We start from the raw sequence: 25148 nt of genomic DNA, 5'->3' as shown, positions 1-25148 counted from the left end.
GCAGTATGACACAAAATACACAAGGATTTTCGATAAAAGTCCTGACCATCAATACCCACAAAGGGTTCACCAGCTTCAACCGTCGCTTTATCCTGCCGGAATTGCGCGATGCTGCACGGGCGACTTCGGCCGATATTGTCTTCCTGCAAGAGGTGATGGGCACCCACGCCATCCACGCCTTACACATTGAAAACTGGCCGGAAACTTCACATTACGAGTTTATCGCCGACACCATGTGGCACGATTATGCCTATGGCCGCAACGCGGTGTACCCTGAAGGACATCACGGGAACGCGATATTGTCACGTTTTCCGATCGTTGAGTATGAAAATCGCGATATTTCTGTTGCCGGAGGTGAAAAGCGCGGCATGTTGCACTGCAAAATCAGCCTGCCGGGGCAAAGGCAGCCGCTGCATGTGATTTGCGTGCATCTCGGTCTACGCGAGCCGCATCGTCGCGCTCAGTTGCGCATGATGTGCGAGATGATCGCCTCGCTACCACCCGATGCGCCGCTGGTGGTAGCAGGTGATTTTAATGACTGGCAGGTTCGGGCCAACAAATACCTTAAACGCCATGCCGGACTGGATGAAGTGTTCAGCATAAAGAATGGTCGCCCGGCGCGCACTTTCCCGGCACGTTTTCCGTTGCTGCGCCTGGACCGCATCTATATCCGCAATGCCACCATCAGCCAGCCGTGGGCGCTGCCGGTAAAACCCTGGTCGCATTTGTCAGACCATGCGCCACTGGCAGTCGAGGTGGTGTTATGAATTTTAGCTGGCGTGACGGTAACCAACTCCACCTGCTGGAAAATGGCGAGGCCTTCTTTCCACGCGTCTTTGGTGCCATCCAGCGCGCCGAACGCACCTTGCTACTGGAAACCTTTATCCTGTTTGAGGATCAGGTCGGTAATGCGTTGCATCGCGAATTGTTGGCGGCGGCGCAGCGCGGCGTCAGGGTTGAAGTGATGGTGGACGGCTACGGCTCACCGGACCTGTCAGACAGCTACGTCAATAGCCTGACCGCTGCGGGCGTGCGTTTTATCTATTTTGATCCGCGCCCGCTGGTGCTGGGGATGCGCACCAACCTGTTCCGGCGCCTGCACCGCAAGATCGTGGTCATTGATGAGGTCATCGCCTTCGTGGGCGGCATCAATTTCTCTGCCGAACATAACACCGACTTTGGCCCGGAGGCCAAACAGGATTACGCCGTTGAAGTCAAAGGTCCGGTGGTGTTGGATATTGCGCGCTACGTGCAACAAGCCATCGGCAGCGAACAGGTGACCCGCCGCTGGTGGGGCCATCGTTCGCATCGTCCGGTGCTGAATGCCCTGCCGGGTGATGCGCAGGTGTTGTTCGTCTTTCGCGACAACGACGGCCATCGTGATGATATCGAACAGCACTACCTCGACATGCTGCGCAAAGCCAAACAGGATGTGATCATCGCCAACGCCTATTTCTTCCCCGGTTATCGTTTGCTGCGTGCGATGCGCCATGCCGCGCGTCGTGGCGTGCGGATACGGTTGATCGTCCAGGGCGAGCCGGATATGCCGATTGTCAAAGTGGGCGCTGAGATGCTGTACAACTATCTGGTCGATGGCGGTGTCGAGGTGTACGAATATTGCCGTCGTCCATTGCATGGCAAGATCGCGGTGCAGGATCAGCAGTGGTCAACCGTCGGTTCCAGTAATCTCGACCCGCTCAGCTTGTCACTCAATCTGGAAGCCAACCTGATGGTGCATGACCGCGCCTTTAACCAAACGCTGCGGGAAAACCTTGAGCAGTTGCTACGCGAGGATTGCGAACGGGTTGAGGGCGATAAGCTGCCACCGCGTACCTGGTGGCACCTGACCAAAAGCGTGCTGGTCTTCCACTTCTTACGTCACTTCCCGGCGATTGCCGGATGGTTACCCGCCCATACGCCCCGGCTGGCGCAGGTTGTTCCCCCAGTACAACCGGAGATGGAAACCCAGGATCGCGTTGAGGCCGAAAACAAAGGAGCCAGACCCTGATGAGTAAAAAACATTCGCGCTGGCAGCGCGTGAAGAAAATCCTTACCGGGTTATTTTTTATTGCCGTGCTGGTGCTGCTGGTGGTGTATGCCCGCCAGGTAAACTGGGATGACGTTTATCAGGTGATCGTCAACTACAACCGCACGCTGGTGTTCAGCGCGGTGGCGCTGGTTGTTATCAGCTACCTGACCTATGGCCTGTATGATTTGATTGGCCGCGCTTACTGCGGCCATAAACTGGCTAAACGTCAGGTGATGCTGGTGTCGTTTATCTGTTATGCATTCAATCTGACGCTCAGTACCTGGGTCGGTGGCGTAGCTATGCGCTATCGCCTTTATTCGCGACTGGGTTTACCCGGCGGCACCATCACCCGCATTTTCTCGCTGAGCATCGCCACCAACTGGCTGGGCTACATTTTGCTGGCGGGTGTGGTATTTGTGGCGGGCATGGTTCCCCTTCCCGCGGGTTGGTTTATCGGCGAAAACACCCTGCGACTGATCGGCGGCGCGTTGTTGGTGTTGGTCGCGATCTATCTGTGGGCCTGCGCCTTTGCCAAACGACGTCACTGGACAATAAAAGGCCAGCACCTGCAACTCCCCTCGCTGCGCATGGCGCTGTTTCAATTCGCGGTGTCCTGCGCCAACTGGATGGTGATGGGGGCGATTATCTGGTTGTTGCTGGCACAACAGGTGGGTTATCCGCAGGTGCTGGGGGTGTTGCTGATCAGCAGTATCGCCGGGGTGATTATTCATATCCCCGCCGGGATCGGCGTGTTGGAAGCAGTATTTCTGGCGCTACTGAGTGGTCAGGGTACGTCACACGGCACCATTATTGCCGCGCTGCTGGCCTATCGTGTGCTGTATTTTATTTTGCCGCTGCTGCTGGCGCTGGTGTTGTACCTGTGGCTGGAGAGCCGCGCCCGGCATTTACGGCAGAAGAATGAACGGAAGATGGCAAAACCGACACCGTCAGAAAACGGTACATCATCGTAGCGGCACGATTTATCGCGCAGGCGTAAAAGCGCACGATAAATCGTGCCGCTACGGTGGGGGGTTAACGGCGGTTACCGAAAATACGCAGCAGCATCAGGAACAGGTTGATAAAGTCGAGATACAGCGTCAGCGCACCCATAATGGAGAGACGACGCAGATTCTCTTTGTCATTCACATCCACCGTCTCGCCAATGGCTTTCAGTTTCTGGGTGTCATATGCCGTCAGGCCAACAAACACCACGACGCCGATATAGGTAATCGCCCACATCAACGCCGGGCTTTTCAGCCAGAAGTTCACCAGCGACGCCAGCAAAATTCCAATCAACGCCATAAACAGCAGGCTACCGAAACGGCTGAGATCGCGTTTGGTGGTATAGCCATAAAAACTCATAGCACCAAACATCCCGGCGGTGACAAAGAAGGTGCTGGCGATTGACGAATAGGTGTAGACCAGAAAAATACTGGCGAGCGTCAGGCCGGTCAGCGCCGAATAGAGCATAAATAACGCCGTCGCCAGCGCCCCACTCAGACGATGCACCATTCCGGACAGCACAAACACCACCGCCAGCTGGGCGATGATCAGACCGAAGAAGGTGATGCGGTTAGCAAACACCAACTCCATCACCGCAGGCGTGCGCGCCGCGAACCAGGAGACGAACGCGGTCAGCAGCAAACCACAGGTCATCCAGCCATACACCTGCGCCATATAGGTTTGCAGCCCGGCGGAGGCCTGCTGCACGATTGAATCGTTACGTGGATATCGGTCCATGATGCACCTCTCAATGGATTCATGTTGCGGCGCGATTTATCGCGCGGGTTTAGTTGTTAAACAAACTCTGTAAGTTTGGAGCCTATAACTTGCCGCGTCAACGGCGCGTCAAACACTGTTGATAACGGCCATCCACGCGCTGAGCAAACCAAGCGGTGGTCAGGTTACGGGTGATTTTCGGGCTTTCCAGCTTAATACCCGGCAACATTTCGCGCGGCAGACGTTTACCCGCCATTTTATCCGCCAGCGTGAACACCTGTTTCCATAATACGCTAGTGCTGAACTCAGGCTTTTCGCCCTTCTCCAGATCGCGACGGATTTCGCGTTGGCTCATGTCCAGCTGCTTACTCAGGCTGCGCACCGCGAGTTCTGTCGCCCCAGCGGCATCGCTGCCGTATTGAATCAGATCGCCATCGAGCGCCAGTTTGATCCCGCTGGCACGCGCCACAGCCGCCTGAAAAGCGGCATTGCGACTGGCATACCAACCGGCGTTAAAGTCAGCGAAGCGATACAGCGGCTGTGAGTAATCCGCCGGGTATCCCAGCAAATGCATGATGCCAAAATACATACCACCGTGTCGGGTAAAGACTTCACGACGAATCGAACCCTCCACCGGCCACGGATAGCCTTTGGCGTGCGCTTCGGCGAAAGCGATGCTGACCTGCATCGGACCGCCGGTATGAATCGGGTTAAGGTTGCCAAACAGTTTTTGTCCCAGCGGCACCATATCGATGAAGTCATCAAAAATGGCGCTCAGCTCTTTCTCGCTGCGCACTTTGTCGAGGCGCGCCGCGTAGCTTTCACCGGTGGGAGAGTTGATCTGCAATGCCGTGCGTACCGCGAAGGCCGGGATATAAAGCTTGCCCGCACGCCGGTTGATCTCAGCCCAGGCGATTTTTGGCAGGCCCGGCACCACCGCATCGGCGCTGAAGTTCGATTCCTGATCGGCCACCGCGATCACCGCGCACAGGTTGCTGACGCTGGGATCGATTTGCTGAGTGCGGAAGGCGGTATAAATATCATCAGCCCAGTCCGCTTTCTGCGTAACGTGGCTGGGCAATAACTGACGGATTTGTGCTTTCACATCCCCAGGTTGGCGAACCGGTGCCTCGGGTTGCTTTTTGCTGCTGGTACATCCCGCCAGCACCAGTACCGCCAACAGCGCTGCACGCTTGAGTATTACAGTCGCTTCCATCGGGTTCCTTTACGTTATTTCCAGCGTTCTGCCGCCTGATGGTCGCTATCGCGCGCATCCACCCAGCGATCGCCCTGTGCCGTCGCCTCACGTTTCCAGAACGGCGCACGGGTTTTCAGGTAATCCATAATAAATTCCGCTGCGGCAAACGCGCTGCTGCGATGCGCGCTGCTGACGCCGACAAATACAATTTCCTCACCAGGAAACAGTTCTCCAATACGGTGGATCACCGAAACCTGTTGCAGCGCCCAGCGTTGACGTGCTTCGTCGACAATTTCCGTCAGCGCTTTTTCCGTCATGCCGGGGTAATGTTCCAGCGTCAAGGCCGCCACGCTGTCACCAAGATTATGATTACGCACCTTCCCGGTGAAGGTCACCACAGCGCCATCGCTGTCATGGGCAGACAGCCAGGCATACTCCTCGGCCACGCTAAAGGCTGCGCTGCCGACGCGAATACGGGTTTCCATCATCACCCCCCGGTCACTGGCGGGAAAAAGGCCACTTCATCACCGGCGCGCAACGGATGACTCATCGGTACCAGGGTTTGATTGACCGCCGCCAGCAATTTCCCGGATTCCAGCGCCAACGCCCAACGATCATTTTTCGTCGCCAGCGCACTGCGCAGGGCCGCCACATCGGCATATTCCGGCGATAACTCCAGCGCGCTGGTGCCGGTCAGTTCACGCACCTGAGCAAAAAACAGCACCTTAATCATGGGACACCGCCTGAAAATCACCGGATTTGCCGCCGCTTTTGCTCAGCAAACGTACCTGGTCGATAACGATGTCTTTTTGCACCGCTTTGCACATGTCATAGATCGTCAGCGCCGCCACTGAAGCCGCCGTGAGGGCTTCCATCTCGACGCCGGTTTTGCCGGTCAGGCGGCAGCGTGAAGTGACGCGTACCCGGCTATGCTCGGGTTCAGCAACCAGCGTCACCTCAACTTTGCTCAGCATCAGCGGATGACACAGTGGGATCAGTTCCCAGGTGCGTTTTGCCGCCTGAATCCCCGCGATGCGGGCAGTGGCAAAGACATCACCTTTGTGATGGCTGCCATCGATGATCATTTGCAGCGTTGCCGGTTGCATCAGCACCAGCGCTTCTGCCTGGGCTTCGCGTACCGTTTCGGTTTTGCCGGAGACATCAACCATATGGGCTTCACCGGCGGCATTGATATGGGTTAACGAGGACATACTTACAACTTCTTCAAATGTGAGACAAAATTACACGGGCGAGTGCGTGCATCCAGTTGATCGGCAATGATGCGTTCCCACGCGCTGCGGCAGGCATTACCGGATCCGGGTACGGCAAAAATCAGCGTCTCATTCGCCATACCCGCGACTGCACGCGACTGCAACGTGGCACTGCCGATCTCTTCGTACGAGATCATGCGGAACAGCTCGCCAAATCCCTCAATCTCCCGGTCAAACAGCGGCAGCAGCGCTTCAGGCGTGCTGTTTTTGCTGTTAAAACCGGTACCACCATTGATGATCACCACCTGGACATCTTCACTGGCTATCCAGCGCGATACCGTGGCGCGGATGCGATAACGGTTATCCGCGACAATCGCGTGATCCACCACCTGATGCCCGGCTTCGCTCAGTGCTTCACGCAGGTAATCACCAGAGGTGTCATTGGCGGCATCACGGTTGTCAGACACCGTCATCACCGCCACATTAAGGGCAACAAAGTCGCCGGAAAGTTTGCTCATGGCCATAACTCCTTTGTCAGCCACCAATGAAGGAAAGATTTTGGGTAATACCGGTGTTGCCCTGATGCAGAAAATGCGTCTGCTTTTTCTGCCCGAGGCTTAAGGCGATACGCGCCTGTAACTCATCCTGCTGTTGATCGGAAGCCAGCAGATCGCGCAGCGGAATGCCCCCCTCGCCAAACAGGCACAGATGCAGGTTGCCGATCGCCGAAACACGCAGGCGATTGCAGCTGGCACAGAAATCTTTTTCATATGGCATGATCAGACCGACTTCGCCGAGATAGTCCGGATGGCGAAACACCTGCGCCGGACCGTCGCTGCGCCCGCGCGGCTGACGTTGCCAGCCTTGCATCAGCAGTTGATCGCGGATCACCTCGCCGGAAATGTGCTGGCGACGGAACAGATCGCTGCCCTCGCCGGTTTCCATCAGCTCGATAAAACGTAACTGAATCGGACGTGTGCGGATCCACTGTAAAAAGGTATCGAGACTGTGGCTGTTGATATCACGCATCAGCACGCTGTTGACTTTGACCTTGCTGAAACCCGCCTCAAACGCGGCATCAATCCCGGCCATGACCTGATGAAATTTGTCCTGACCGGTGATGGCATGAAACTGGCGGGCATCAAGGCTATCGACGCTGACATTGATTGAGGTCAGCCCGGCAGCACGCCAGTCACGCACATCACGCGCCAGCCGATAGCCGTTGGTGGTCACCGCGATTTGGCGGATGGCAGCATTTTCCCGCACCGCAGCGATAATTTCGGTGAAATCACGACGTAAAGAGGGCTCACCACCGGTCAGACGCACTTTTTCAGTGCCCGCGGCCGCAAAGGCACGCGTCACGCGGCGGATCTCATCCAGCGAGAGAAAACTTTTATTGCGCGTACCCTGCGGTTTGTAGCCATCGGGCAGGCAATAGGTACAACGGAAGTTACACACGTCCGTGACCGACAGGCGCAGATAATAAAAGCTGCGCGCATATGCATCAGTAAATTGTGACACCTGAACACCTTTCCAAATACGGGAGATGCAGGCATTTCTTTCTGCACCCTGGCAGCTCGGGGCTGCGGCCTGAACACCCTATCCGGAGGACTTAGGCAATCAGGCTTTGAGTGTATGTTGTCCATTCGAACAACACGGTTGCCCGAATGTTAGCGCGATTTGTTATTCGCTTCCATCGCGGATTTTCGCTATATATATTGATACATAACGTTTTTTCACCGCATTTTCGCGACAGGATACGTTAAAATAACCGACAGATTTTGATACATATCAGTTTAACTGATGCTCAACGGGTGAGCGTCAGCGATAAGGAGCAACATGAATCGTACCCTGGCAGATTTGGATCGCGTGGTGGCGCTGGGCGGTGGACACGGCCTTGGTCGCGTGATGTCCTCGCTGGCTCCGCTCGGCTCACGCCTGACCGGTATTGTGACTACCACCGACAACGGTGGGTCTACCGGACGCATCCGCCGTTCAGAAGGCGGCATCGCCTGGGGCGATATGCGCAACTGTATCAACCAGTTGATCACAGAACCGAGCGTCGGTTCCGCCATGTTCGAATATCGTTTCACCGGCAACGGCGAACTGGCCGGCCACAATCTTGGCAACCTGATCCTGAAAGCGCTCGACCATCTCAGCGTGCGGCCACTGGAAGCGATCAATATCATTCGTAATCTGCTGAAAGTGGATGCGTTCTTGATTCCGATGTCAGAGCAGCCCGTGGATTTGGTGGCGCAGGATAGCGAAGGCAATATGGTTTACGGCGAAACGGCCGTCGATGAGATGCAACAAGCACCGCAGGAATTGATGCTACATCCGAATGTGGTGCCCACCCGGGAAGCACTGGACGCGATTGCTGAAGCCGATTTGATTCTGATCGGTCCCGGCAGTTTTTATACCAGTCTGATGCCAATTCTGCTGATGGAAGAGATGGCGCGTGCGCTGCGTCGTACCCCCGCCACTATGGTGTTTATCGGTAATCTTGGGCGCGAACTCAGTCCGGCAGCCGCTCGCCTGACCGTCGCGGATAAGCTGGTAATTATGGAAAAAGCGATAGGCAAACGGGTGATTGATGCGGTGGTGGTCAGCCCGGCAGCGGATATTCGCGGTGTGGAAGGACGCTTAATTGTCCGTGAACCGCTGGAAGCGGCGGATATCAAATATCGCCATGACCGCCAGTTGTTACGCCTGGCGCTGGAGCATGCCATCCAGGCATTTTGAAACAAGGCGTGATAAACACGCCGCCACGACTCACCCGCGCTGAGAGTCGTAGCGGCGCGATTTATCGCGCATTAGGACGCAGCGATAAACAGCTCGCGCAGTTCGTGCAACTGATCACGCACCCGTGCCGCTTCTTCAAACTCCAGATTCTGCGCGTGTTGTTGCATCTGTCCTTCCAGCTCGTGAATCTTCTTCTGCATCGCCTGCGGGGTGAGCGCCAGATAGCTGGCTTCGGCTTCAGCGGCGCTGCGCGTGGCGGTTTTGCCCTTGCCACGGGTTTTGACCACGTTTTTGCCCAGCTCCAGAATATCGGTGATTTTTTTGTTCAGTCCCTGCGGCACGATGCCGTTGGCTTCGTTATACCGCTCCTGCTTCTCACGACGTCGCTCGGTCTCCTCGATGGCGCGTGCCATTGAGTTGGTGATCTTATCTGCGTAAAGAATCGCTTTACCGTTAATGTTACGTGCGGCGCGGCCAATGGTCTGAATCAGAGAACGCTCCGAACGCAGGAAGCCCTCTTTATCGGCATCGAGAATCGCCACCAGCGACACTTCCGGCATATCCAGCCCTTCACGCAACAGGTTGATCCCCACCAGCACATCAAATTCCCCCAGACGCAGGTCGCGGATGATCTCCATACGCTCCACCGTATCGATGTCTGAGTGCAGATAACGCACCTTCTCGCCGTGCTCCTCCAGATATTCGGTGAGATCTTCCGCCATGCGTTTAGTCAGGGTGGTCACCAGCACACGTTCGTTGACCTCGACGCGTTTGCGGATCTCCGACAGCAGGTCATCCACCTGGGTGGTCACCGGACGTACTTCGAGGATCGGATCGAGCAGCCCTGTCGGACGCACCACCTGATCAATCACCTCACCACCGGATTTCTCCAGCTCGTAATTACCCGGCGTTGCCGAAACATAAATGGTCTGCGGTGCCAGCGCTTCAAACTCTTCGAAGCGGAGCGGGCGGTTGTCCAGCGCCGACGGCAGGCGGAACCCATACTCCACCAGCGTCTCTTTACGTGCGCGGTCACCGCGATACATCCCGCCAATCTGCGGGATGGTCACATGGGACTCATCCACCACCAGCAGACCATCTGCCGGTAAGTAGTCGAACAGCGTCGGAGGCGGCTCGCCTGGCCCACGTCCGGACAGGTAGCGTGAATAGTTCTCGATACCCGAGCAGTAGCCGAGTTCGTTCATCATTTCGAGGTCAAACTGGGTACGCTGGGTAATGCGCTGCTCTTCCAGCAGCTTATTATTCTCCAGCAGGACCTGACGGCGCACCACCAGTTCCTTTTTGATCTCTTCCATTGATTGCAGGATGCGTTCGCGCGGCGTGACATAGTGGGTTTTCGGATAGACGGTAAAACGCGGCACCACCGAAACCACCTGACCGGTCAGCGGGTCAAACAATGACAACCGCTCCACTTCTTCATCAAACAGCTCCACACGCAGCGCAATCTCATCGGACTCCGCCGGGAAGATATCGATCACTTCACCGCGCACGCGGAAGGTGCCGCGCTGGAAAACCTGATCATTACGGGTATATTGCAGCTCAGCCAGACGACGCAGAATGCTGCGCTGATCGATGATCATGCCACGCGTCAGGTGCAGCATCATTTTCAGGTAGAGATCAGGGTCACCCAGACCGTAGATGGCCGACACCGACGCCACCACGATAACGTCACGTCGCTCCAGCAACGCCTTGGTGGCAGACAGACGCATCTGCTCGATGTGCTCATTCACCGAGGCATCCTTTTCGATAAAGGTATCGGAGCTGGGCACATAGGCTTCAGGCTGATAGTAGTCGTAGTAGGAGACGAAGAACTCCACCGCGTTGTCCGGAAAGAACTCCTTCATCTCTCCGTAGAGCTGTGCCGCAAGGGTCTTGTTAGGCGCCAGCACCATAGTTGGCCGGTTGAGATCGGCGATCACATTGGCGATGGTAAAGGTTTTACCCGAACCGGTTACCCCCAACAGCGTCTGGTGTGCCAGACCGTCTTCCAGCCCCTCTTCCAGACGACGAATCGCCTCAGGCTGATCCCCTGAGGGTTTAAATTCGGAGTTGAGTTTGAAGGCTTTACTCATGGTTTTTCGTTCCTGCAGGAGATATCGGCGGGCAGGCTGCTAATTCTACTCCGCTATGGCGAATTTGCCAGAAAAAAATACTGGATATATTTACAGATATCCTGCACGATAACAGGGAGCAGCAACGACTCGCTTCAGTGCAATTTATGCGGCATCTGGCAAAACCTTGTTGCGCAAGGTTATCCCCAGATGGGTGATGCTTTTAACATTTGTCAATAGAGCGTCATAAAATTGCAGTTGTATGACCAACAAGAAAAATCTCAGGCTTGATTTTAAATAACATACTGATTTATTTATAAATCAGTAAAAAGCCCAGTTTCTCAGCATAATGTATCCAGGCCGCGTATTTCCTCGCTTGCGCTCTGTTTTCAGTCTCTAATGCACAAGGTTATCCACAGGAATAGTGGATAACTGACGGCAGCCCCGCCGCCATCGCCTGTGCATAATTTTCTAAGCCTATTCCTGGCGTGCGAAAAAAAATTTTTTTATGTTTATTTTTCCCACAGCCCGCGTGGCATTAACTATTCTTTTTCCGTGCTGACGTCACTGAAAGCCCGAAATTCCCAGTAAATAAGGCCACTTATTCCTGAGCGATCTGCCTTATTACTGCACAGATGCACCAGAAACGTTAAGCATTCAGCACCGCTAAAGTGCAGCCGTTTTATCACCCCCAGCAATTGTTAAGCATCGCTCAACTTTAATTCCTGATTTTGCCTCGCTGCTGCTGCTTTTTTTCATGGCATCAGCAAACTGGCCTGGGAATTGCAGGTTTCTCCATAAGCATACGCATCAACTCACTGATGGTGAGAGTGGCAATGATGAATCGTGTTTGACTGTTTGCCAGACGACACAGAGCGGGAGCATTCAGGCTAATTATCTGGAAGGAGAATGTCAGATGCTAAGTTTACGTTCGGTGAATCAGTTTTACGGTCAAAACCATATCCTGTGGGATGTGGACCTCGATCTGCCCCCTGGCACCTGCACGGGCGTGCTGGGTAGCCCAGGGATGGGTAAAACCACCCTGGTCAACTGCATTATGGGACGGTTGCCGATCAATAGCGGGTCGATGACCTGGCAGGAAGATGGCTCCCCCCCTGAAGATTTATTGCTGCAACCGGCGGAGCAACGTGCGCGCATGGGTATCGGCTACGTACCGCAAGGTCGCCATATTTTCTCGCAAATGAGTGTGGAAGATAACCTGCTGATTGCGCTGATGGCGGCGCATGACGACCGCAGTCGCGCCATTCCGGAAATGGTGTTCGATTTGTTCCCGGCGCTCTATTCATTACGCCACCAGCGCAGCGGAGAACTGCCGATGGATCAGCAGCAGCAGTTGGCATTAGCGCGCGCGCTGGTGTTACAACCGAAATTGCTGATCCTTGATGAACCTACCGAAGGCATGTCGCCGTGGCTGGAAGAGGAGATGGGAAATCTGATTCGCCGCCTGAACCGCGATTACGGCCTGACCATTCTGCTGCTGGAGCAACACGTCTCCTTTATCCGCCGCGTGGCTGACTATTTTCTGCTGCTGCATCGTGGTCGCAACGTGGCGCAGGGAAAAGTGGCCCAGTTGGACGATGTCACCATCAATAAATGGCTGACGGTAACCTGACATGAGCTGCCCGTAGCGGCGCGATTTATCGCGCAGTTTTTTCCAGCCACGCGCGGAATTGCGCGATAAATCGCGCCGCTACGCTTCAGGGCAATGTCAGATAACGGCCACAGTCATCCTGCTGCGCGTCATCCGTAAGATACGGGATTTCGCCCAGACACGGCGCATCAAGACGCTGACGCAATGTTGCCAGATATTCCTGATGCCGCTTACCCGGCGGTTGAATAGTATTGGCGATCCAGCCTGCAAGGCGCAGGCCACTCGCATGCACGGCGGCGGCAGTTAGCATCGCATGGTTGATACAACCCAGTTTGATACCCACCACCAGGATCACCGGCAACTGCTCAGCCACCACCCAATCAGCATAGGTTTGCGTTGCCGACAACGGAGTAAACCATCCGCCCGCGCCTTCTACCAATACCCATTCTGCCTGTTGCTCCAGCTCCCGTAGCCCGGCAGACAGTCCGGCAAAATCGATTGGCCTGCCCTCTTCGGCACTGACGATATGCGGTGACGTGGGTTCAAGAAAAGCCAGCGGATTGACCTGCTCATAACGCAACGCCAGCGAGCTGTAGCGTTGCAGCGCCAGCGCATCGCTGTTGCGGATGCCTTCGGCAGTTTGCTCACAACCCGAGGCCACCGGCTTGTAACCTGCGGTGACCCATCCGGCAGCTCCCGCCGCCTGTAGCAACGCGCCACTGGCTACCGTCTTGCCGACTTCGGTGTCGGTACCTGTAATAAACCAGCGTTTCATGCCGTTAAGACTCCATACATCAGATTATACCTCAGGCGATAACCCGCCTCGTCCTGTGGCCAGCACTGCTCCAGCCGGGCCAACTGACTCCGCGTCAGTAATCCGCCCTGGCGTCCATCGTGCAGATGGGTTGCGCCAATGCCTTTCAGCGAACGCATCGCGTTGAGCGCGCTGGGAAAATGTAAGGTGATGGTTTGCAGCGTGCTGTGCAGCGCCATGCCATCGGTCGCGGCGGCGATTTGCGCCGCGCTGAGAAAACGGTTGGCGTGCTGACGTCCATCCAACTGCGCCCACGCCTGATGAACCTCATTGAGCGAACCGGCCAGCAAAGTGGAAAACAGCACGCTGCCGCCGGGGCGAGTCACGCGCAGAAATTGCTGCAAAGCAGTGCGCAGATCGCTACTCCATTGCACCGCGAGGTTGCTCCACACGCCATCAACGCAGGCATCCGGCAGCGGCAGAGCATCAATATCGCCCTGCACATAATGATGTGCCGAGTGTTGCCGGGCCGCGCTATTCAGCATGGTTGGTGACAGGTCAAGCGCAGTCAGGGTACGTCCACGATCGCGCCAGTAGCGGCTGTACCAACCGGTGCCACATCCGGCATCCAGCAGGTGCGGGCCAAATCCGGCCGGTGCCAGCGCCAGCAGGGCATCACCACTCTGGCGTTGCAACTCGGCATGCTGCTCATAATGTTGTGCCGCCCGACCAAACGCCTGAGCAATCGCCTGTTTATTGATGTGCAGCGTCATACAGCGCCTCCAGCAGACGATCGATATCGTCAAAACCATGTGCGGCGGTCAGGGTGATGCGAAGGCGTGCTGTGCCCGGTGGCACCGTCGGGGGACGAATGGCGCTGACCCAGCAGCCCGCCGCCTTCAACCGCTGTGATAACGCCAGCGCAGCACTGTTCTCACCGACCACCAACGGCTGGATGGCGCTGGCCGATGGCATCAACTGCCAGGGGAGGTCTGCCGCTCCAGCGCGAAAACGCGCGATATTGGCGTGCAACTGCGCACGCAATTCATCGCCCTGCTGAATTTGCTGTAACGCCGCCAGCAGCGCGAAGCACTGCGCGGGCGGCATGGCGGTCGAGTAGATCAAATGGCGGGCAAACTGTTCCACATAATCGGCGGTCGCGTCATCGCACAACAAAGCGGCACCGCTGACGCCAAAGCCTTTGCCGAAGGTGACGATCAGTAATTCTGGCTTCACCTGCTGCTGCCAGCAGCTACCACGACCTTGCTCACCGGTCACGCCAATACCATGTGCATCATCGACCAGCAGCCAGCCGTTGGCGCGTTGCGTTTCAGCAGCCAGCTGCGCCAGCGGTGCGCTGTCGCCATCCATGCTGAAGACGCCTTCGGTGACCACCAGGGTGTTACCCTCCACCGGCGTTGCCAACAGCTTTGCCAGGCTGGCGGGCTGATTGTGGGCAAAACGGCGCAGCGTGGCCGGGCTGTGGCTGGCAGCATCCAGTAACGAGGCGTGCGCCAGCTTGTCGGCCACAATCCGATCCGACTTTTCCGCCAGCAGATGGATCACCGCCTGATTGGCGGCGAAACCCGAGATAAACAGCAGCGCACGGCGATAACCCAGCCAGTCGGCCAGTTGTTCTTCCAGTTGCGCATGATAACGGCTGAAACCGGTCACATGTCCCGATGCACCCGCGCCAGCCCCGGCCTCAGCGGCCCCCTGTTGCCAGGCGGCAATCACTGCCGGATGCTGACTCAGGCCAAGATAATCGTTGCTGGAAAAGTGGCGATAGCGTTGCCCGGCGACGGTCAGCTCGCGCACGTTGTTGTGTTCCACGCGGATACGCTGACGCCAGCCGTCGGCGGCACGCCGCGCCGCCAGCGCCTGTTCGATGCGTTGCGACCAGCTCATTACACCGCCGCGTTGTAAAACTGCGCGGTATCGGCATGCAACAGCTGTTCACTCAACTGATATTGCTGTTCGTTATCACCGGCGGTGGTGGCGGTATGCTCCGGGTTGAGTCCCAGTTTACGGAACAGAATCAAATCCTTGTCTTCTTCCGGGTTCGGCGTGGTCAGCAGCTTGCAGCCGTAGAAAATCGAGTTTGCCCCGGCCATAAAACACATCGCCTGGGTCTGTTCGCTCATCTGCTCACGACCGGCAGAAAGGCGGACATGAGAAGACGGCATCATGATACGGGCCACCGCAATGGTTCGGATAAAATCGAACGGCTCGACATCGTCGTTATCCGCCAGCGGCGTGCCTTTAACTTTCACCAGCATGTTGATCGGCACGCTTTCCGGCGGTGTCGGCAGGTTCGCCAGTTGCACCAGCAGACCGGCACGATCTTTTACCGTTTCGCCCAGGCCGACGATACCGCCCGAACACACCTTAATGCCCGCACCACGCACTTTGTCGAGGGTATCGAGGCGTTCCTGGTAGCTGCGCGTGGTGATGATGTTGCCGTAGAATTCCGGCGAGGTATCGAGGTTATGGTTGTAAAAATCCAGACCGGCATGCGCCAGGCGCTGCGCCTGGGTGTCGTTGAGGGTGCCGAGGGTCATACAGGTTTCCATCCCCATCGCTTTCACGCCCTGCACCATCTGCTCCAGGTAAGGCATGTCACGATCGTGCGGGTTTTTCCACGCCGCCCCCATACAGAAACGGCTCGAACCGGCAGCTTTGGCTTTGCGCGCCGATTCCAGCACCGCTTCCACCTCCATCAGACGTTCCGATTCCAGCCCGGTTTTGTAGCGCGCGCTCTGCGGGCAATATTTACAATCTTCCGGGCAGGCGCCGGTTTTGATCGACAGCAGGGTACTGACCTGCACCTGACGCGGGTCGAAATGTTGGCGATGTACCTGCTGCGCCTCAAACATCAGCTCAAGGAAAGGTTTATCGAATAGTGCCTGGGCTTGTGCCAGTGTCCAGCGATGTGCCATTGCTTCACTCCAGAAAAGGGTTCATCCTGACGATTAACGTGGTTATACTTGTAAACTATATTTTTTATTTTTGGTTTACAATACCCATGTTCACTCAGGACGATCTCAATTTCGACCGCCAGCATATCTGGCATCCCTACACCTCAATGCGTGATCCCCTGCCCTGCTACCCGGTCGTCGCGGCGCATGGCTGCCAGTTGCAACTGGCGGATGGACGTGAATTAGTGGATGGCATGTCGTCATGGTGGGCGGCGATCCACGGTTATAACCATCCACGTCTTAATCAGGCTTTGCAGGACCAACTGGCGCAGATGTCGCATGTGATGTTTGGTGGCATCACCCACCCGGCTGCGGTGGCGCTGTGCCGTCAGTTGGTGGCGATGACGCCAGCCCCCCTGGAATGTGTGTTCCTCGCCGATTCGGGGTCGATCGCCGTCGAAGTGGCGATGAAAATGGCGCTGCAATACTGGTTGGGACGGGGTGAAACCCGGCAAAAATTTCTCACCCTGAAACGCGGTTATCACGGCGACACGTTCGCCGCGATGTCGGTGTGCGATCCGCAAAACTCGATGCACAGCTTGTGGCGCGGTTATCTGCCGGAACACCTGTTCGCGGCCGCACCGGAGCGAGGGTTTGATGATGCGTGGGATGACGCTGATTTCGCCGATTTTGCCCGTCTGGCGGAGCAACATCACCGGCAGATTGCCGCAGTGATCCTGGAGCCCATTGTGCAGGGCGCAGGGGGGATGCGTTTTTATCATCCGCGTTATCTGCAACGGGTGCGTGAGCTGTGCGATCGCTACGGTTTGTTGCTAATTGCCGACGAGATTGCCACCGGCTTTGGCCGCAGCGGCAAGTTGTTCGCCTGCGAACATGCCGGGATCGTGCCGGATATTTTATGTCTGGGCAAAGCCCTGACGGGCGGCACTATGACGCTCTCCGCCACCCTTACCACTCGCGCAGTGGCCGATACCATCAGCAACAGCGCCGCCGGCTGCTTTATGCATGGCCCAACCTTTATGGGTAATCCGCTGGCGTGCGCGGTCGCGGTGGAAAGCCTGAAGATGGTGAACGAAGGTCACTGGTCGGCGCAGGTGGCACAGATTGAGCAGCAGCTACGCGCGGCATTGCTGCCGTTAGCTGACCATCCGGCCGTAGCGGATGCACGCGTTCTGGGGGCGATTGGTGTGATTGAGACTCGTCGGGCAGTGGATATGGCAGCCCTGCAACAGTTCTTTGTCGAGCGCGGGGTGTGGATCCGTCCGTTTGGGCGGTTGATCTACCTGATGCCACCCTATGTGATCACGGCGGCGGAGCTGACGAAGTTGACCGACGCCGTACGCGATGCGCTGGATTTTTCGCACCATTTTCAGGGGTGAAAAACAGCGCGATACATCGCACCGCTACCATTCCCCCCGTAACGGCGCGATTAATCGCGCAAGGTTTTAGCGATTTATCGCGTAATGACTTAACCCAGTGGGTGAATCACCACCCACATTGGGCCTTGTCCGACGGCATAACGCGCCAGCGGCGTCAGCAGACCGCGATCGTCGCTGATTTTGTAGACCTCAATATGGTGCGATTTCTGCCCGGCTGCCACCAGATATTTCCCGCTGTTGTCGATATTAAAACCACGCGGTTGCGTCTCTGTCGGCTGGAAGCCCTCGATGTTCAACAAGCCGCCATCTTCGCTGACGCTGAATACGGTAATGGTGCTGCTGGTGCGATCGCAGGCATACAGGAAACGGCCATCCGGCGTCAGATGGATATCCGCTGCCCAGCGGGTGCCGCTGAAATCCGCAGGCATCATATTCAGGCTCTGCACACGCTCCACTTCGCCGTGTGCATTGCTTAACGCCCAGACATCTACGCTGCTGTCCAGTTCGTTGACGCAATAGCTATAGTTGCCATTCGGGTGAAACGCCATATGACGCGGGCCAGCGCCTTCAACCGTGGTGACCTGGGCTTGCGCGGCGGGTGTCAGGCTGCCATCGTTGCCTAACTGGAACAAACAAATACGATCCTGCTTTAGCGCCGGCACAAACAGCGTCTGGTTTTTCACATCAATATTGGCGGAGTGACAACCTTCCAGCCCGCCGATCACCTGGCTCGGAGCCTGCGGCAGACCATCGCTACCAATTGGGCTGATGCTGACACAGGCATCATTGTAAGAACCGCAGAACAGGAAGTTACCCTGGCGATCGGTAGAAATGTGCGTCGGGCTGCCCGGCAGCGGTGCCTCTCCGGCTTCGCTCAGGGTGCCATCCGCGGCAATACGGTATGCCAGCACGCGAAAATTCGGACGCACGCCAACATAGAGGAAATCTTTCTTCGGGCTGACCACCATCGGCTGCACCTGACCAGCCACATCCGTCACCTGTAATAACGTCAGCGCGCCATCTTCCTGTAACTGCCAGGCGTGAATCTGCTGGCTCTCGGGGCTGGCGGTATACACGACTTGTTTCATGCGTTCTCCTTGTTCGGCTTGCTGAAAGGGTATCACTCTAGCGCGTTTCATTTTGCCGCGCAGGAATCATTTGTGCCCTGCTTTTTGTCTCAAAGGCGTTACCCGGTGTAGACTGGTTGCTTTGTAACCCAGACGGAAAGAGTAATGAGCTACCGCGTAATCGCCCTTGATCTTGACGGCACCCTGTTGACCCCGCGTAAAACCATTCTGCCTGAATCCCTTGAAGCCCTGGCCCGCGCGCAGCAGGCAGGCGTCAAAGTGCTGATTGTTACCGGTCGCCACCATTGTGCCATCCATCCTTTTTATCAGGCACTGCAACTGGATACACCCGCTATCTGCTGTAACGGTACTTATTTGTATGATTATCAGGCGAAAAAGGTGCTGGCCTCCGATCCGCTGGAAAAATCTCAGGCGGTGCGGGTGATCGAGATGCTGGATGAACAGCAGATTCACGGCCTGCTGTATGTCGATGACGCGATGCTTTACCAGGAGCCGACCGGCCATGTGACACGTACCCTTACCTGGGCGGAATCACTGCCTGCGGCACAACGTCCGACCTTCCTCCATGTGCCGAGCCTGGTTCAGGCTGCGCACGATGCACAGTCGATCTGGAAGTTCGCCCTGTCCCATGCCGATACCCACGCGCTGCAACAATTTGCCGAGCGCACCGAAGCCGAACTGGGGCTGGCGTGTGAATGGTCATGGCACGATCAGGTGGATATCGCCCAGCGCGGCAACAGCAAAGGCAAACGCCTTGCGCAGTGGGTGGAGAGCCAGGGATTAAGCATGAAAGACGTGCTGGCGTTTGGTGATAACTACAACGACCTCAGTATGCTGGAAGAAGTCGGTCTGGGCGTGGCGATGGGCAATGCCGACGACGCGATCAAAGCACGCGCCGGCAAAGTGATTGGCACCAATCTGGAGCCGGGCATTGCCGAAGTGATTTACCAGGAAATTCTGTAAAATCCGCGCGATAAATCGCGCCGCTACGGATTTCCCGACATCAGGGCGTAATCGACACGCTTTTAATCTGGGCATACAGCCACTGATCCGGCCGAATGCCCAGCTCATCCCGCGCCCAAGGCGAAATACGCGCCCACAGCTCGCTGATGCCAATGCGCAGCTTAACCTCTACCTGATCGTCAATCTCCAGCAATTCAACCACCTGTGCGGGCAGGATGTTACGAATTGAGGTGTTTTGCGGCGGTTGCAATGCCAGCGACACATCGGCTGACGCGATACGAATGCGTAACGCGGTTTTCAGCGGCTGATTGACCCGGCTGACCCAGATATGTTGATCGCCGAGTGACAGCGCTGTCATCGGGTAATCAGGATGCTGCTCCAGCACCTGGACGCGAAGTACGCTGGTGCGATCGCTGGCCGGTAGCCACGGGCGCATCGCCGCACTGCTCCACACCTTCTCCAGCGAGCCAAAGGCTTTGACTTTACCGCTATCCAGCACCAGCACGTTATCCGCCAGTTGCAGGATCTCGTCGAGGCTGTGCGACACGTACAACAGCGGAATATCCACCTGTTTCGCCAGCTTTTGCAGGTAAGGCATCAGTTCACGTTTACGTGGTAAATCCAGCGAGGCCAACGGCTCATCCATCAACAGAATATCCGGTGCCGTGAGCAGCGCGCGGCCAATCGCCACCCGCTGTTTCTCGCCGCCAGATAAAGAAGATGGCGCGCGACGCAGCAAGGCGTCGAGGCCCAATAACGCCACCAGGCTGTCGAATTGTGGTTTCATGGTAGCCGCCATACCGTATTGCAGATTGCCGCGCACGCTGTAATGCGGGAACAGGCGAGCATCCTGAAACACATAACCGATACGGCGTTTCTCTGGCGGTAAATTCAGTCCGGTGGCGGCATCAAACAACAGCCGTTCATCCAGTTTAATCTGCCCCTGCTGCGGCTGAGTTAACCCGCCAATCGCGTTGATCAACGAGGTTTTGCCCGCGCCAGAAACGCCAAAAATTGCGGTGATCCCTTTGCCGGGGATCTCCACGTCCACATCTAACTGGTGGGTGCCCAACTGCTGGGAAAAGTTCAGTGTCAGCATTAAACCCCCAGCCGCTTACGGCCCCAGCGGGCCAGCAGTTCCGACGCCACCAGCGACAGCAACGCCAGCACAATCGCCACCGCACACAAGCGCGCGGCGGCATTTTCCGCCCCCGGTGTTTCAATCAGGGTAAACATCGCTGACGGAATGGTGCGGGTTTCACCAGGTATATTCGACACGAAGGTGATGGTGGCACCAAACTCACCCAGCGAACGGGCAAAAGCCAGCACCGTACCGACAATGATGCCGGGAAAGGTCAGGGGTAAGGTAATGGTAAAGAACACGCGCCAGCGTCCTGCGCCGAGGGTGCGTGCCGCCTGTTCCAGTTTGGTATCTACCGCTTCCAGCGCCAGGCGAATGGCTCGCACCATTAACGGGAAAGCGATCACCGCCGCCGCCACCACCGCGCCACGCCAGCTAAAAGCAAAGCTGAAACCAAACCAGTCATATAACCAGGCACCGATAAAGCCACGCCGCCCGAGGGCAATCAGCAGCAAATAACCGACCACCACCGGCGGTAGCACCAGCGGTAGATGGATAACACTATCGAGCAGGGTTTTGCCCGGAAACTGGCAACGCGCCAGAATCCAGGCCATCAGGATGCCCAACGGCAGGCTACACAACACCGCCACAGTGGAGACTTTCAGGCTGAGAAACACCGCCTGCCATTCGGGATCACTCAATATCATTTCTTCGGCGTAAATCCATACTGTTTAAACACTGCGGCGGCTTCCGGCCCCTGCAAATACTTGAAGAAGGCTTCTACCGGCGCACGCTGATGTTCTTTGACGATCGCCATCGGATATTCGACCGGCTTATGGCTATCTTCCGGGAAACGCCCCACTACCTGCACTTTTTGGCTGGCTACCGCATCGGAACCGTAAACAATGCCGTAAGGCGCTTCATTACGTTCCACCAGCGCCAGCGCAGCACGCACGTTGTTGGCCGGGGCCAGTACCGGCACTAACGTATCCCACGCGCCCAGTTTCTGTAACGCTTCTTTTGCGTAGATCCCGGCAGGAACATGATCCGGGTCGCCCACCGCCAGACGCTGGCCCTTCAGCAGGCTTTTCCAGTCGGTTTGCGCATTGATGGTCACGGCTTTAGCGCTGTCGCTGCGCGGTGCCACCAACACCAAATCGTTACCCAACAGGGTTAAACGCGTGTTATCGATGACGCTTTTTTTCGCCACCGCATCGTCCATCCACTGCTGGTCAGCAGAGATAAACAGATCTGCCGGTGCACCCTGCTCAATCTGGCGCGCCAGTACCGACGACGACGCAAAGGACGACACCACTTCGACACCGGTTTTTTTCTGATACTGCGTGGCGATATCCTGCAACGCGTTGGTCAGTGAGGCCGCTGCAAACACGGTAATTTTCTCAGCAGCCAGTGCCTGTCCGGCCAGTGAAAAAGTCAGAACGGCAGCGGCACCCCAGCGGTAATGTTTTGATAGCATTTTTAGCTCCTTGTTACGTTATATACTGAATACTACAACGCTGGCTTCGATGCTGTCATGAAGTTTATATCGGCAGGATTTGGCGGAAGTTAAGAGCAAAACGCCCGCAAGATGCGGGCGTTGAAAAATCAATGTGAGTTGTTGGCGGGGCGATCGTCGCGGCGGCCAAATTTCGAGATGACGTTGAAGACTTCACCCAAGCCGTAAATTAAACCCAGCATGATAGCCATAACAATTGGCACCATAATGATGGCCACGGCCAGGCTTTTTAGCAGTTCCAGCATGGAAACCTCACGAAAATGATAAAAAAGTGATTGTAACGGCTTGAGAATAAACTGCCATGCCCTTTTCGTGCTTTTACTTTAGCGCATACAATTGGTGCCACTAACTTAAGGAGCTGACATGCAAGCTGAACTCTCTCTCCATATTCGCCTACAGCAGAAGTTGTTTGCCGATCCGCGCCGCATCGAACTTCTGAAGCGGATTAAGGAGACCGGCTCCATCAGCCAGGGAGCAAAACTGGCGGGTATCAGTTACAAAAGCGCCTGGGATGCCATCAACGACATGAACGGGATGGCAGATCAAACCCTGGTGGAACGCGCCACCGGCGGCAAAGGAGGTGGCGGTGCGCAACTGACACGTTACGGTGAGCGCCTGATCCAGCTGTTCCAGTTGATGGAGCAGATCCAGCAGAAAGCCTTTGATGTGCTGCAAAACGACACCCTGCCGCTCGATAGCCTGCTGGCGGCGATTGCGCGTTTCTCGCTGCAAACCAGCGCACGCAACCAACTGTACGGCACGGTACTGGCGCGTGATAATCAGCAGGTAGTGCAGCATCTTGAGGTGTTGTTAAGCGATGGCGTAACCCGCTTGCAGGTGGCGCTGACCCAGCGCAGTGCCGAACGTTTGCAACTGGAAAGCGGCAAAGAGGTGCTGGTGCTGATCAAAGCACCGTGGATTCAAGTCAGCCGCACAGCCAGCCACGGGGATAATCAGCTGCCGGTGCAGATAACCACCATTGAACCCGGTGAACAGGTGAGCGAGGTGTTGATGGCGCTACCTGGTGGAGAAACCCTGTGTGCCACGCTGCCGAATAGCGCAGTGACGCAGCAGAATCTGCAACCTGGCGACAACGTCACCGCCAGTTTTAATGCGGAACACGCCATCATCGCCACACTGCTCTGAAATCCCGGCCATGATTTGACTTCACCGACAGCGGTCGCTACAACTGAGTGACACGATGCATAAAATGGAACAAATCATGGCTTCATTGCAAATTTCGCAAGGCACGTTTCGTCTTAGCGACACCCGAGTACTGTCCCTCAATGATTTAACGCTTAACAGCGGAGAGAGCTGGGCGTTTGTCGGTGCCAACGGTAGCGGCAAATCCTCACTGGCCCGCGCGTTGTCCGGTGAATTGCCGCCGGGTAAAGGCAGCGTCACGCATAGCTTTCAACGTCCGACCCGCTTATCACTCGAACAGCTGCAAAAGCTGGTGACCGAAGAGTGGGAACGCAACAACACCGACATGCTCAGCGAAGGCGAGGATGACACCGGTCGCACGGCTGCGCAGATCATTCAGGATGAAGTCAAAGACGACGCGCGCTGTCAGGCGCTGGCGCTACAGTTTGGCATCAGCTACCTGCTGGATCGTCGTTTTAAATATCTCTCGACCGGCGAAACGCGTAAAACCCTGCTGTGCCAGGCGCTGATGGCGCAACCGGACCTGCTGATCCTCGATGAACCTTTTGATGGTCTGGATGTGGCGTCCCGTGCCAGCCTGGCGCAAACCCTGAGCGATCTGCATCAGCATGGCTACACCGTGGTTCTGGTGCTGAACCGCTTTGACGATATTCCCGACTTTGTCGATCAGGTAGGCGTACTGGCGGAGTGCACCCTCACCCACGTCGGCCAACGTCAGGCGATTCTGGCTGAAGCGCTGGTTGCCCAACTGGCGCACAGTGAAAAACTGTCCGGTATGGCGCTGCCGGAAGCCGATGCTCCCGATCAAATTCCCCCGCTGGCGGAGGATGCGCCACGGGTGATTCTGCGTAACGGCGTGGTGTCATATAACGACAAGCCGATTATCAACGGCCTGAGCTGGCAGGTAAATCCCGGTGAGCACTGGCAGATTATCGGCCCCAATGGCGCAGGCAAATCCACCCTGCTCAGCCTGGTGACCGGTGACCATCCGCAAGGCTACAGCAACGATTTAACCCTGTTCGGCATTCGTCGCGGCAGCGGAGAAACCATTTGGGACATCAAACAACATATTGGTTACGTCAGCAGCAGCCTGCACCTTGATTACCGTGTCAGCGTCAACGTGCGTACTGTGATCCTCTCCGGCTTCTTTGATTCCATCGGACTGTATCAGGCGGTGTCGGATCGGCAAAAATCGCTGGCGCGTCAGTGGCTGGCGTTACTGGGGATGGATAACGCGCTGGCCGATGCGCCCTTCCATAGCCTCTCCTGGGGCCAGCAGCGGCTGGTGCTGATTGCGCGTGCGTTGGTGAAACATCCGGCGCTGCTGATTCTGGATGAACCGTTGCAGGGTCTGGATCCCATCAACCGTCAACTGGTGCGACGCTTTGTCGATGTGCTGATTGGCGAAGGTCGTACCCAGTTGTTGTTTGTTTCCCACCACGCCGAAGATGCGCCACAGTGCATCACCCATCGCCTGAGCTTTGTCGCGCAGGATGGCGGTGACTATGGGTATCAGCAAGAAAAGCTGCGTTAAAACCCGCGCGATAAATCGCGCCGCTACGCTAGCGGCGTGATTTATCGCGCATCACACCATCAATGTAACCGTTACCATTTCATTGCCCACATATTCGGCAAACACGCCTGATAACCCCACAAAATGAGAATCGTCACCTTGTGTAAA

At 56.4% G+C, this 25148-nt stretch carries 26 protein-coding genes and 1 riboswitch; of the genes, 9 read left to right on the top strand and 17 right to left on the bottom strand.

All coding sequences use genetic code 11. The annotated features are described in order from the left end of the window. Positions 1–5 precede the first annotated feature (5 nt). Genes AC6I8T_RS06165 through AC6I8T_RS06155 form a run of 3 tightly spaced genes read left to right on the top strand, consistent with a single transcriptional unit; the run spans position 6 to position 3000 of the window. Positions 6–767 (top strand): endonuclease/exonuclease/phosphatase family protein, encoded by a 762-nt coding sequence (locus tag AC6I8T_RS06165; RefSeq protein ID WP_208725052.1) that lies wholly within the window; start codon positions 6–8, stop codon positions 765–767. Continuing rightward, positions 764–2008, top strand: a complete 1245-nt coding sequence (gene clsB / locus AC6I8T_RS06160) for a cardiolipin synthase ClsB (RefSeq protein WP_208725051.1) — start codon at positions 764–766, stop codon at positions 2006–2008. The genes AC6I8T_RS06165 and clsB overlap by 4 nt, the downstream gene beginning before the upstream one ends. Then, the gene (locus AC6I8T_RS06155; protein WP_208725050.1) at positions 2008–3000 is read left to right on the top strand and encodes a lysylphosphatidylglycerol synthase domain-containing protein; all 993 of its coding nucleotides are present in this window, start codon (positions 2008–2010) and stop codon (positions 2998–3000) included. Before clsB ends, AC6I8T_RS06155 begins: the two co-directional genes overlap by 1 nt. Before the next feature lie 61 nt (positions 3001–3061). Here the strand turns inward: AC6I8T_RS06155 and AC6I8T_RS06150 are convergent, their stop codons facing one another. The 7 genes from AC6I8T_RS06150 to moaA form a co-directional block, all read right to left on the bottom strand. After that, on the bottom strand, positions 3062–3769 hold the full coding sequence (locus AC6I8T_RS06150) for a Bax inhibitor-1/YccA family protein (protein WP_013508359.1): 708 nt from the start codon (positions 3767–3769) through the stop codon (positions 3062–3064). A gap of 97 nt (positions 3770–3866) precedes the next feature. After that, on the bottom strand, positions 3867–4964 hold the full coding sequence (locus tag AC6I8T_RS06145; protein ID WP_208725049.1) for a DUF1615 domain-containing protein: 1098 nt from the start codon (positions 4962–4964) through the stop codon (positions 3867–3869). Positions 4965–4978: 14 nt separating this feature from the next. After that, positions 4979–5431, bottom strand: a complete 453-nt coding sequence (gene moaE / locus AC6I8T_RS06140; protein WP_021182461.1) for a molybdopterin synthase catalytic subunit MoaE — start codon at positions 5429–5431, stop codon at positions 4979–4981. Between the two features lie 2 nt (positions 5432–5433). After that, the gene (moaD, locus tag AC6I8T_RS06135) at positions 5434–5679 is read right to left on the bottom strand and encodes a molybdopterin synthase sulfur carrier subunit (RefSeq protein ID WP_021182460.1); all 246 of its coding nucleotides are present in this window, start codon (positions 5677–5679) and stop codon (positions 5434–5436) included. Beyond that, positions 5672–6157 carry a cyclic pyranopterin monophosphate synthase MoaC gene (gene moaC / locus AC6I8T_RS06130; RefSeq protein WP_021182459.1) on the bottom strand — a complete coding sequence of 162 codons (486 nt, stop codon included), beginning with the start codon at positions 6155–6157 and terminating at the stop codon, positions 5672–5674. The genes moaD and moaC overlap by 8 nt, the downstream gene beginning before the upstream one ends. A gap of 2 nt (positions 6158–6159) precedes the next feature. Beyond that, a complete protein-coding gene (gene moaB / locus AC6I8T_RS06125; RefSeq protein WP_021182458.1) occupies positions 6160–6675 on the bottom strand; it encodes a molybdenum cofactor biosynthesis protein B in 516 nt (171 codons plus the stop codon). Positions 6676–6691: 16 nt separating this feature from the next. Further along, entirely contained in the window at positions 6692–7678 is a 987-nt protein-coding gene (moaA, locus tag AC6I8T_RS06120) for a GTP 3',8-cyclase MoaA (RefSeq protein ID WP_415173763.1), read from the bottom strand. Next, positions 7668–7803: riboswitch (molybdenum cofactor riboswitch) on the bottom strand. (Overlaps the previous gene by 11 nt.) A gap of 193 nt (positions 7804–7996) precedes the next feature. Here moaA and AC6I8T_RS06115 point away from each other — a divergent pair. After that, complete coding sequence (locus AC6I8T_RS06115) at positions 7997–8899, top strand: gluconeogenesis factor YvcK family protein (protein ID WP_021182456.1); 903 nt, start codon at positions 7997–7999, stop codon at positions 8897–8899. 71 nt (positions 8900–8970) lie between these two features. Here AC6I8T_RS06115 and uvrB read toward each other — a convergent pair whose 3' ends face one another. Then, positions 8971–10992, bottom strand: a complete 2022-nt coding sequence (gene uvrB, locus AC6I8T_RS06110; RefSeq protein ID WP_021182455.1) for an excinuclease ABC subunit UvrB — start codon at positions 10990–10992, stop codon at positions 8971–8973. An 895-nt stretch (positions 10993–11887) separates the two neighbouring features. Here uvrB and AC6I8T_RS06105 point away from each other — a divergent pair. Beyond that, positions 11888–12604: an ABC transporter ATP-binding protein gene (locus AC6I8T_RS06105; protein WP_013508350.1), complete on the top strand. Its 717-nt coding sequence runs from the start codon at positions 11888–11890 to the stop codon at positions 12602–12604. 85 nt (positions 12605–12689) lie between these two features. Here the strand turns inward: AC6I8T_RS06105 and bioD are convergent, their stop codons facing one another. From bioD to bioB, 4 genes are read right to left on the bottom strand one after another with little or no spacing between them, the layout of a single operon-like run. Next, complete coding sequence (gene bioD, locus AC6I8T_RS06100) at positions 12690–13358, bottom strand: dethiobiotin synthase (RefSeq protein ID WP_021182454.1); 669 nt, start codon at positions 13356–13358, stop codon at positions 12690–12692. Continuing rightward, positions 13355–14110 carry a malonyl-ACP O-methyltransferase BioC gene (bioC, locus tag AC6I8T_RS06095; protein WP_497833597.1) on the bottom strand — a complete coding sequence of 252 codons (756 nt, stop codon included), beginning with the start codon at positions 14108–14110 and terminating at the stop codon, positions 13355–13357. Before bioC ends, bioD begins: the two co-directional genes overlap by 4 nt. Then, positions 14091–15245: an 8-amino-7-oxononanoate synthase gene (gene bioF / locus AC6I8T_RS06090; RefSeq protein ID WP_208725046.1), complete on the bottom strand. Its 1155-nt coding sequence runs from the start codon at positions 15243–15245 to the stop codon at positions 14091–14093. Before bioF ends, bioC begins: the two co-directional genes overlap by 20 nt. Beyond that, positions 15245–16276, bottom strand: coding sequence for a biotin synthase BioB (gene bioB, locus AC6I8T_RS06085; protein ID WP_021182451.1), 1032 nt, complete (start codon positions 16274–16276; stop codon positions 15245–15247). Before bioB ends, bioF begins: the two co-directional genes overlap by 1 nt. An 86-nt stretch (positions 16277–16362) precedes the next feature. Between bioB and bioA the strand changes: the two genes are divergently transcribed. Next, positions 16363–17655 carry an adenosylmethionine--8-amino-7-oxononanoate transaminase gene (gene bioA / locus AC6I8T_RS06080; RefSeq protein ID WP_497833596.1) on the top strand — a complete coding sequence of 431 codons (1293 nt, stop codon included), beginning with the start codon at positions 16363–16365 and terminating at the stop codon, positions 17653–17655. Positions 17656–17744: 89 nt separating this feature from the next. On the opposite strand, the gene pgl is transcribed toward bioA, so the two are convergent. After that, on the bottom strand, positions 17745–18743 hold the full coding sequence (gene pgl, locus AC6I8T_RS06075; protein ID WP_497832008.1) for a 6-phosphogluconolactonase: 999 nt from the start codon (positions 18741–18743) through the stop codon (positions 17745–17747). A 144-nt stretch (positions 18744–18887) separates the two neighbouring features. Between pgl and AC6I8T_RS06070 the strand changes: the two genes are divergently transcribed. Next, complete coding sequence (locus tag AC6I8T_RS06070; RefSeq protein ID WP_208725043.1) at positions 18888–19706, top strand: pyridoxal phosphatase; 819 nt, start codon at positions 18888–18890, stop codon at positions 19704–19706. A gap of 40 nt (positions 19707–19746) precedes the next feature. Here the strand turns inward: AC6I8T_RS06070 and modC are convergent, their stop codons facing one another. From modC to AC6I8T_RS06050, 4 genes are all read right to left on the bottom strand, one after another. Beyond that, a complete protein-coding gene (gene modC / locus AC6I8T_RS06065; protein WP_021182447.1) occupies positions 19747–20805 on the bottom strand; it encodes a molybdenum ABC transporter ATP-binding protein ModC in 1059 nt (352 codons plus the stop codon). Further along, positions 20805–21494 (bottom strand): molybdate ABC transporter permease subunit, encoded by a 690-nt coding sequence (modB, locus tag AC6I8T_RS06060; RefSeq protein ID WP_021182446.1) that lies wholly within the window; start codon positions 21492–21494, stop codon positions 20805–20807. The genes modC and modB overlap by 1 nt, the downstream gene beginning before the upstream one ends. Continuing rightward, the gene (modA, locus tag AC6I8T_RS06055; RefSeq protein ID WP_415173812.1) at positions 21491–22264 is read right to left on the bottom strand and encodes a molybdate ABC transporter substrate-binding protein; all 774 of its coding nucleotides are present in this window, start codon (positions 22262–22264) and stop codon (positions 21491–21493) included. The genes modB and modA overlap by 4 nt, the downstream gene beginning before the upstream one ends. A 128-nt stretch (positions 22265–22392) precedes the next feature. After that, positions 22393–22548 carry an AcrZ family multidrug efflux pump-associated protein gene (locus AC6I8T_RS06050; protein ID WP_021182444.1) on the bottom strand — a complete coding sequence of 52 codons (156 nt, stop codon included), beginning with the start codon at positions 22546–22548 and terminating at the stop codon, positions 22393–22395. A gap of 118 nt (positions 22549–22666) precedes the next feature. Between AC6I8T_RS06050 and modE the strand changes: the two genes are divergently transcribed. Together modE and modF are read left to right on the top strand one after the other, a co-directional pair. Next, positions 22667–23449 carry a molybdenum-dependent transcriptional regulator gene (gene modE / locus AC6I8T_RS06045; RefSeq protein WP_021182443.1) on the top strand — a complete coding sequence of 261 codons (783 nt, stop codon included), beginning with the start codon at positions 22667–22669 and terminating at the stop codon, positions 23447–23449. A gap of 76 nt (positions 23450–23525) precedes the next feature. After that, the gene (modF, locus tag AC6I8T_RS06040) at positions 23526–25001 is read left to right on the top strand and encodes a molybdate ABC transporter ATP-binding protein ModF (RefSeq protein WP_208725041.1); all 1476 of its coding nucleotides are present in this window, start codon (positions 23526–23528) and stop codon (positions 24999–25001) included. Positions 25002–25148: the final 147 nt, after the last annotated feature.

The sequence above is a fragment of the Pantoea sp. X-Soil-OKNW-556 genome (assembly GCF_059730695.1).
Note: the sequence above shows the minus strand (reverse complement) of the source record. Positions and strands in the feature narration are given on the sequence as shown.

Coding starts and splice junctions, on each gene's coding strand:
- AC6I8T_RS06050 (WP_021182444.1), bottom strand. CDS start 22,548: ATGCTGGAACTGCTAAAAAGCCTGGCCGTGGCCATCATTATGGTGCCA.
- modF (WP_208725041.1), top strand. CDS start 23,526: ATGGCTTCATTGCAAATTTCGCAAGGCACGTTTCGTCTTAGCGACACC.
- modE (WP_021182443.1), top strand. CDS start 22,667: ATGCAAGCTGAACTCTCTCTCCATATTCGCCTACAGCAGAAGTTGTTT.
- uvrB (WP_021182455.1), bottom strand. CDS start 10,992: ATGAGTAAAGCCTTCAAACTCAACTCCGAATTTAAACCCTCAGGGGAT.
- bioB (WP_021182451.1), bottom strand. CDS start 16,276: ATGGCACATCGCTGGACACTGGCACAAGCCCAGGCACTATTCGATAAA.
- AC6I8T_RS06155 (WP_208725050.1), top strand. CDS start 2,008: ATGAGTAAAAAACATTCGCGCTGGCAGCGCGTGAAGAAAATCCTTACC.
- AC6I8T_RS06105 (WP_013508350.1), top strand. CDS start 11,888: ATGCTAAGTTTACGTTCGGTGAATCAGTTTTACGGTCAAAACCATATC.
- AC6I8T_RS06070 (WP_208725043.1), top strand. CDS start 18,888: ATGAGCTACCGCGTAATCGCCCTTGATCTTGACGGCACCCTGTTGACC.
- bioC (WP_497833597.1), bottom strand. CDS start 14,110: ATGACGCTGCACATCAATAAACAGGCGATTGCTCAGGCGTTTGGTCGG.
- modC (WP_021182447.1), bottom strand. CDS start 20,805: ATGCTGACACTGAACTTTTCCCAGCAGTTGGGCACCCACCAGTTAGAT.
- bioD (WP_021182454.1), bottom strand. CDS start 13,358: ATGAAACGCTGGTTTATTACAGGTACCGACACCGAAGTCGGCAAGACG.
- bioF (WP_208725046.1), bottom strand. CDS start 15,245: ATGAGCTGGTCGCAACGCATCGAACAGGCGCTGGCGGCGCGGCGTGCC.
- moaC (WP_021182459.1), bottom strand. CDS start 6,157: ATGTCCTCGTTAACCCATATCAATGCCGCCGGTGAAGCCCATATGGTT.
- moaB (WP_021182458.1), bottom strand. CDS start 6,675: ATGAGCAAACTTTCCGGCGACTTTGTTGCCCTTAATGTGGCGGTGATG.
- AC6I8T_RS06145 (WP_208725049.1), bottom strand. CDS start 4,964: ATGGAAGCGACTGTAATACTCAAGCGTGCAGCGCTGTTGGCGGTACTG.
- modA (WP_415173812.1), bottom strand. CDS start 22,264: ATGCTATCAAAACATTACCGCTGGGGTGCCGCTGCCGTTCTGACTTTT.
- AC6I8T_RS06150 (WP_013508359.1), bottom strand. CDS start 3,769: ATGGACCGATATCCACGTAACGATTCAATCGTGCAGCAGGCCTCCGCC.
- AC6I8T_RS06115 (WP_021182456.1), top strand. CDS start 7,997: ATGAATCGTACCCTGGCAGATTTGGATCGCGTGGTGGCGCTGGGCGGT.
- moaE (WP_021182461.1), bottom strand. CDS start 5,431: ATGGAAACCCGTATTCGCGTCGGCAGCGCAGCCTTTAGCGTGGCCGAG.
- bioA (WP_497833596.1), top strand. CDS start 16,363: ATGTTCACTCAGGACGATCTCAATTTCGACCGCCAGCATATCTGGCAT.
- clsB (WP_208725051.1), top strand. CDS start 764: ATGAATTTTAGCTGGCGTGACGGTAACCAACTCCACCTGCTGGAAAAT.
- moaD (WP_021182460.1), bottom strand. CDS start 5,679: ATGATTAAGGTGCTGTTTTTTGCTCAGGTGCGTGAACTGACCGGCACC.
- AC6I8T_RS06165 (WP_208725052.1), top strand. CDS start 6: ATGACACAAAATACACAAGGATTTTCGATAAAAGTCCTGACCATCAAT.
- modB (WP_021182446.1), bottom strand. CDS start 21,494: ATGATATTGAGTGATCCCGAATGGCAGGCGGTGTTTCTCAGCCTGAAA.
- pgl (WP_497832008.1), bottom strand. CDS start 18,743: ATGAAACAAGTCGTGTATACCGCCAGCCCCGAGAGCCAGCAGATTCAC.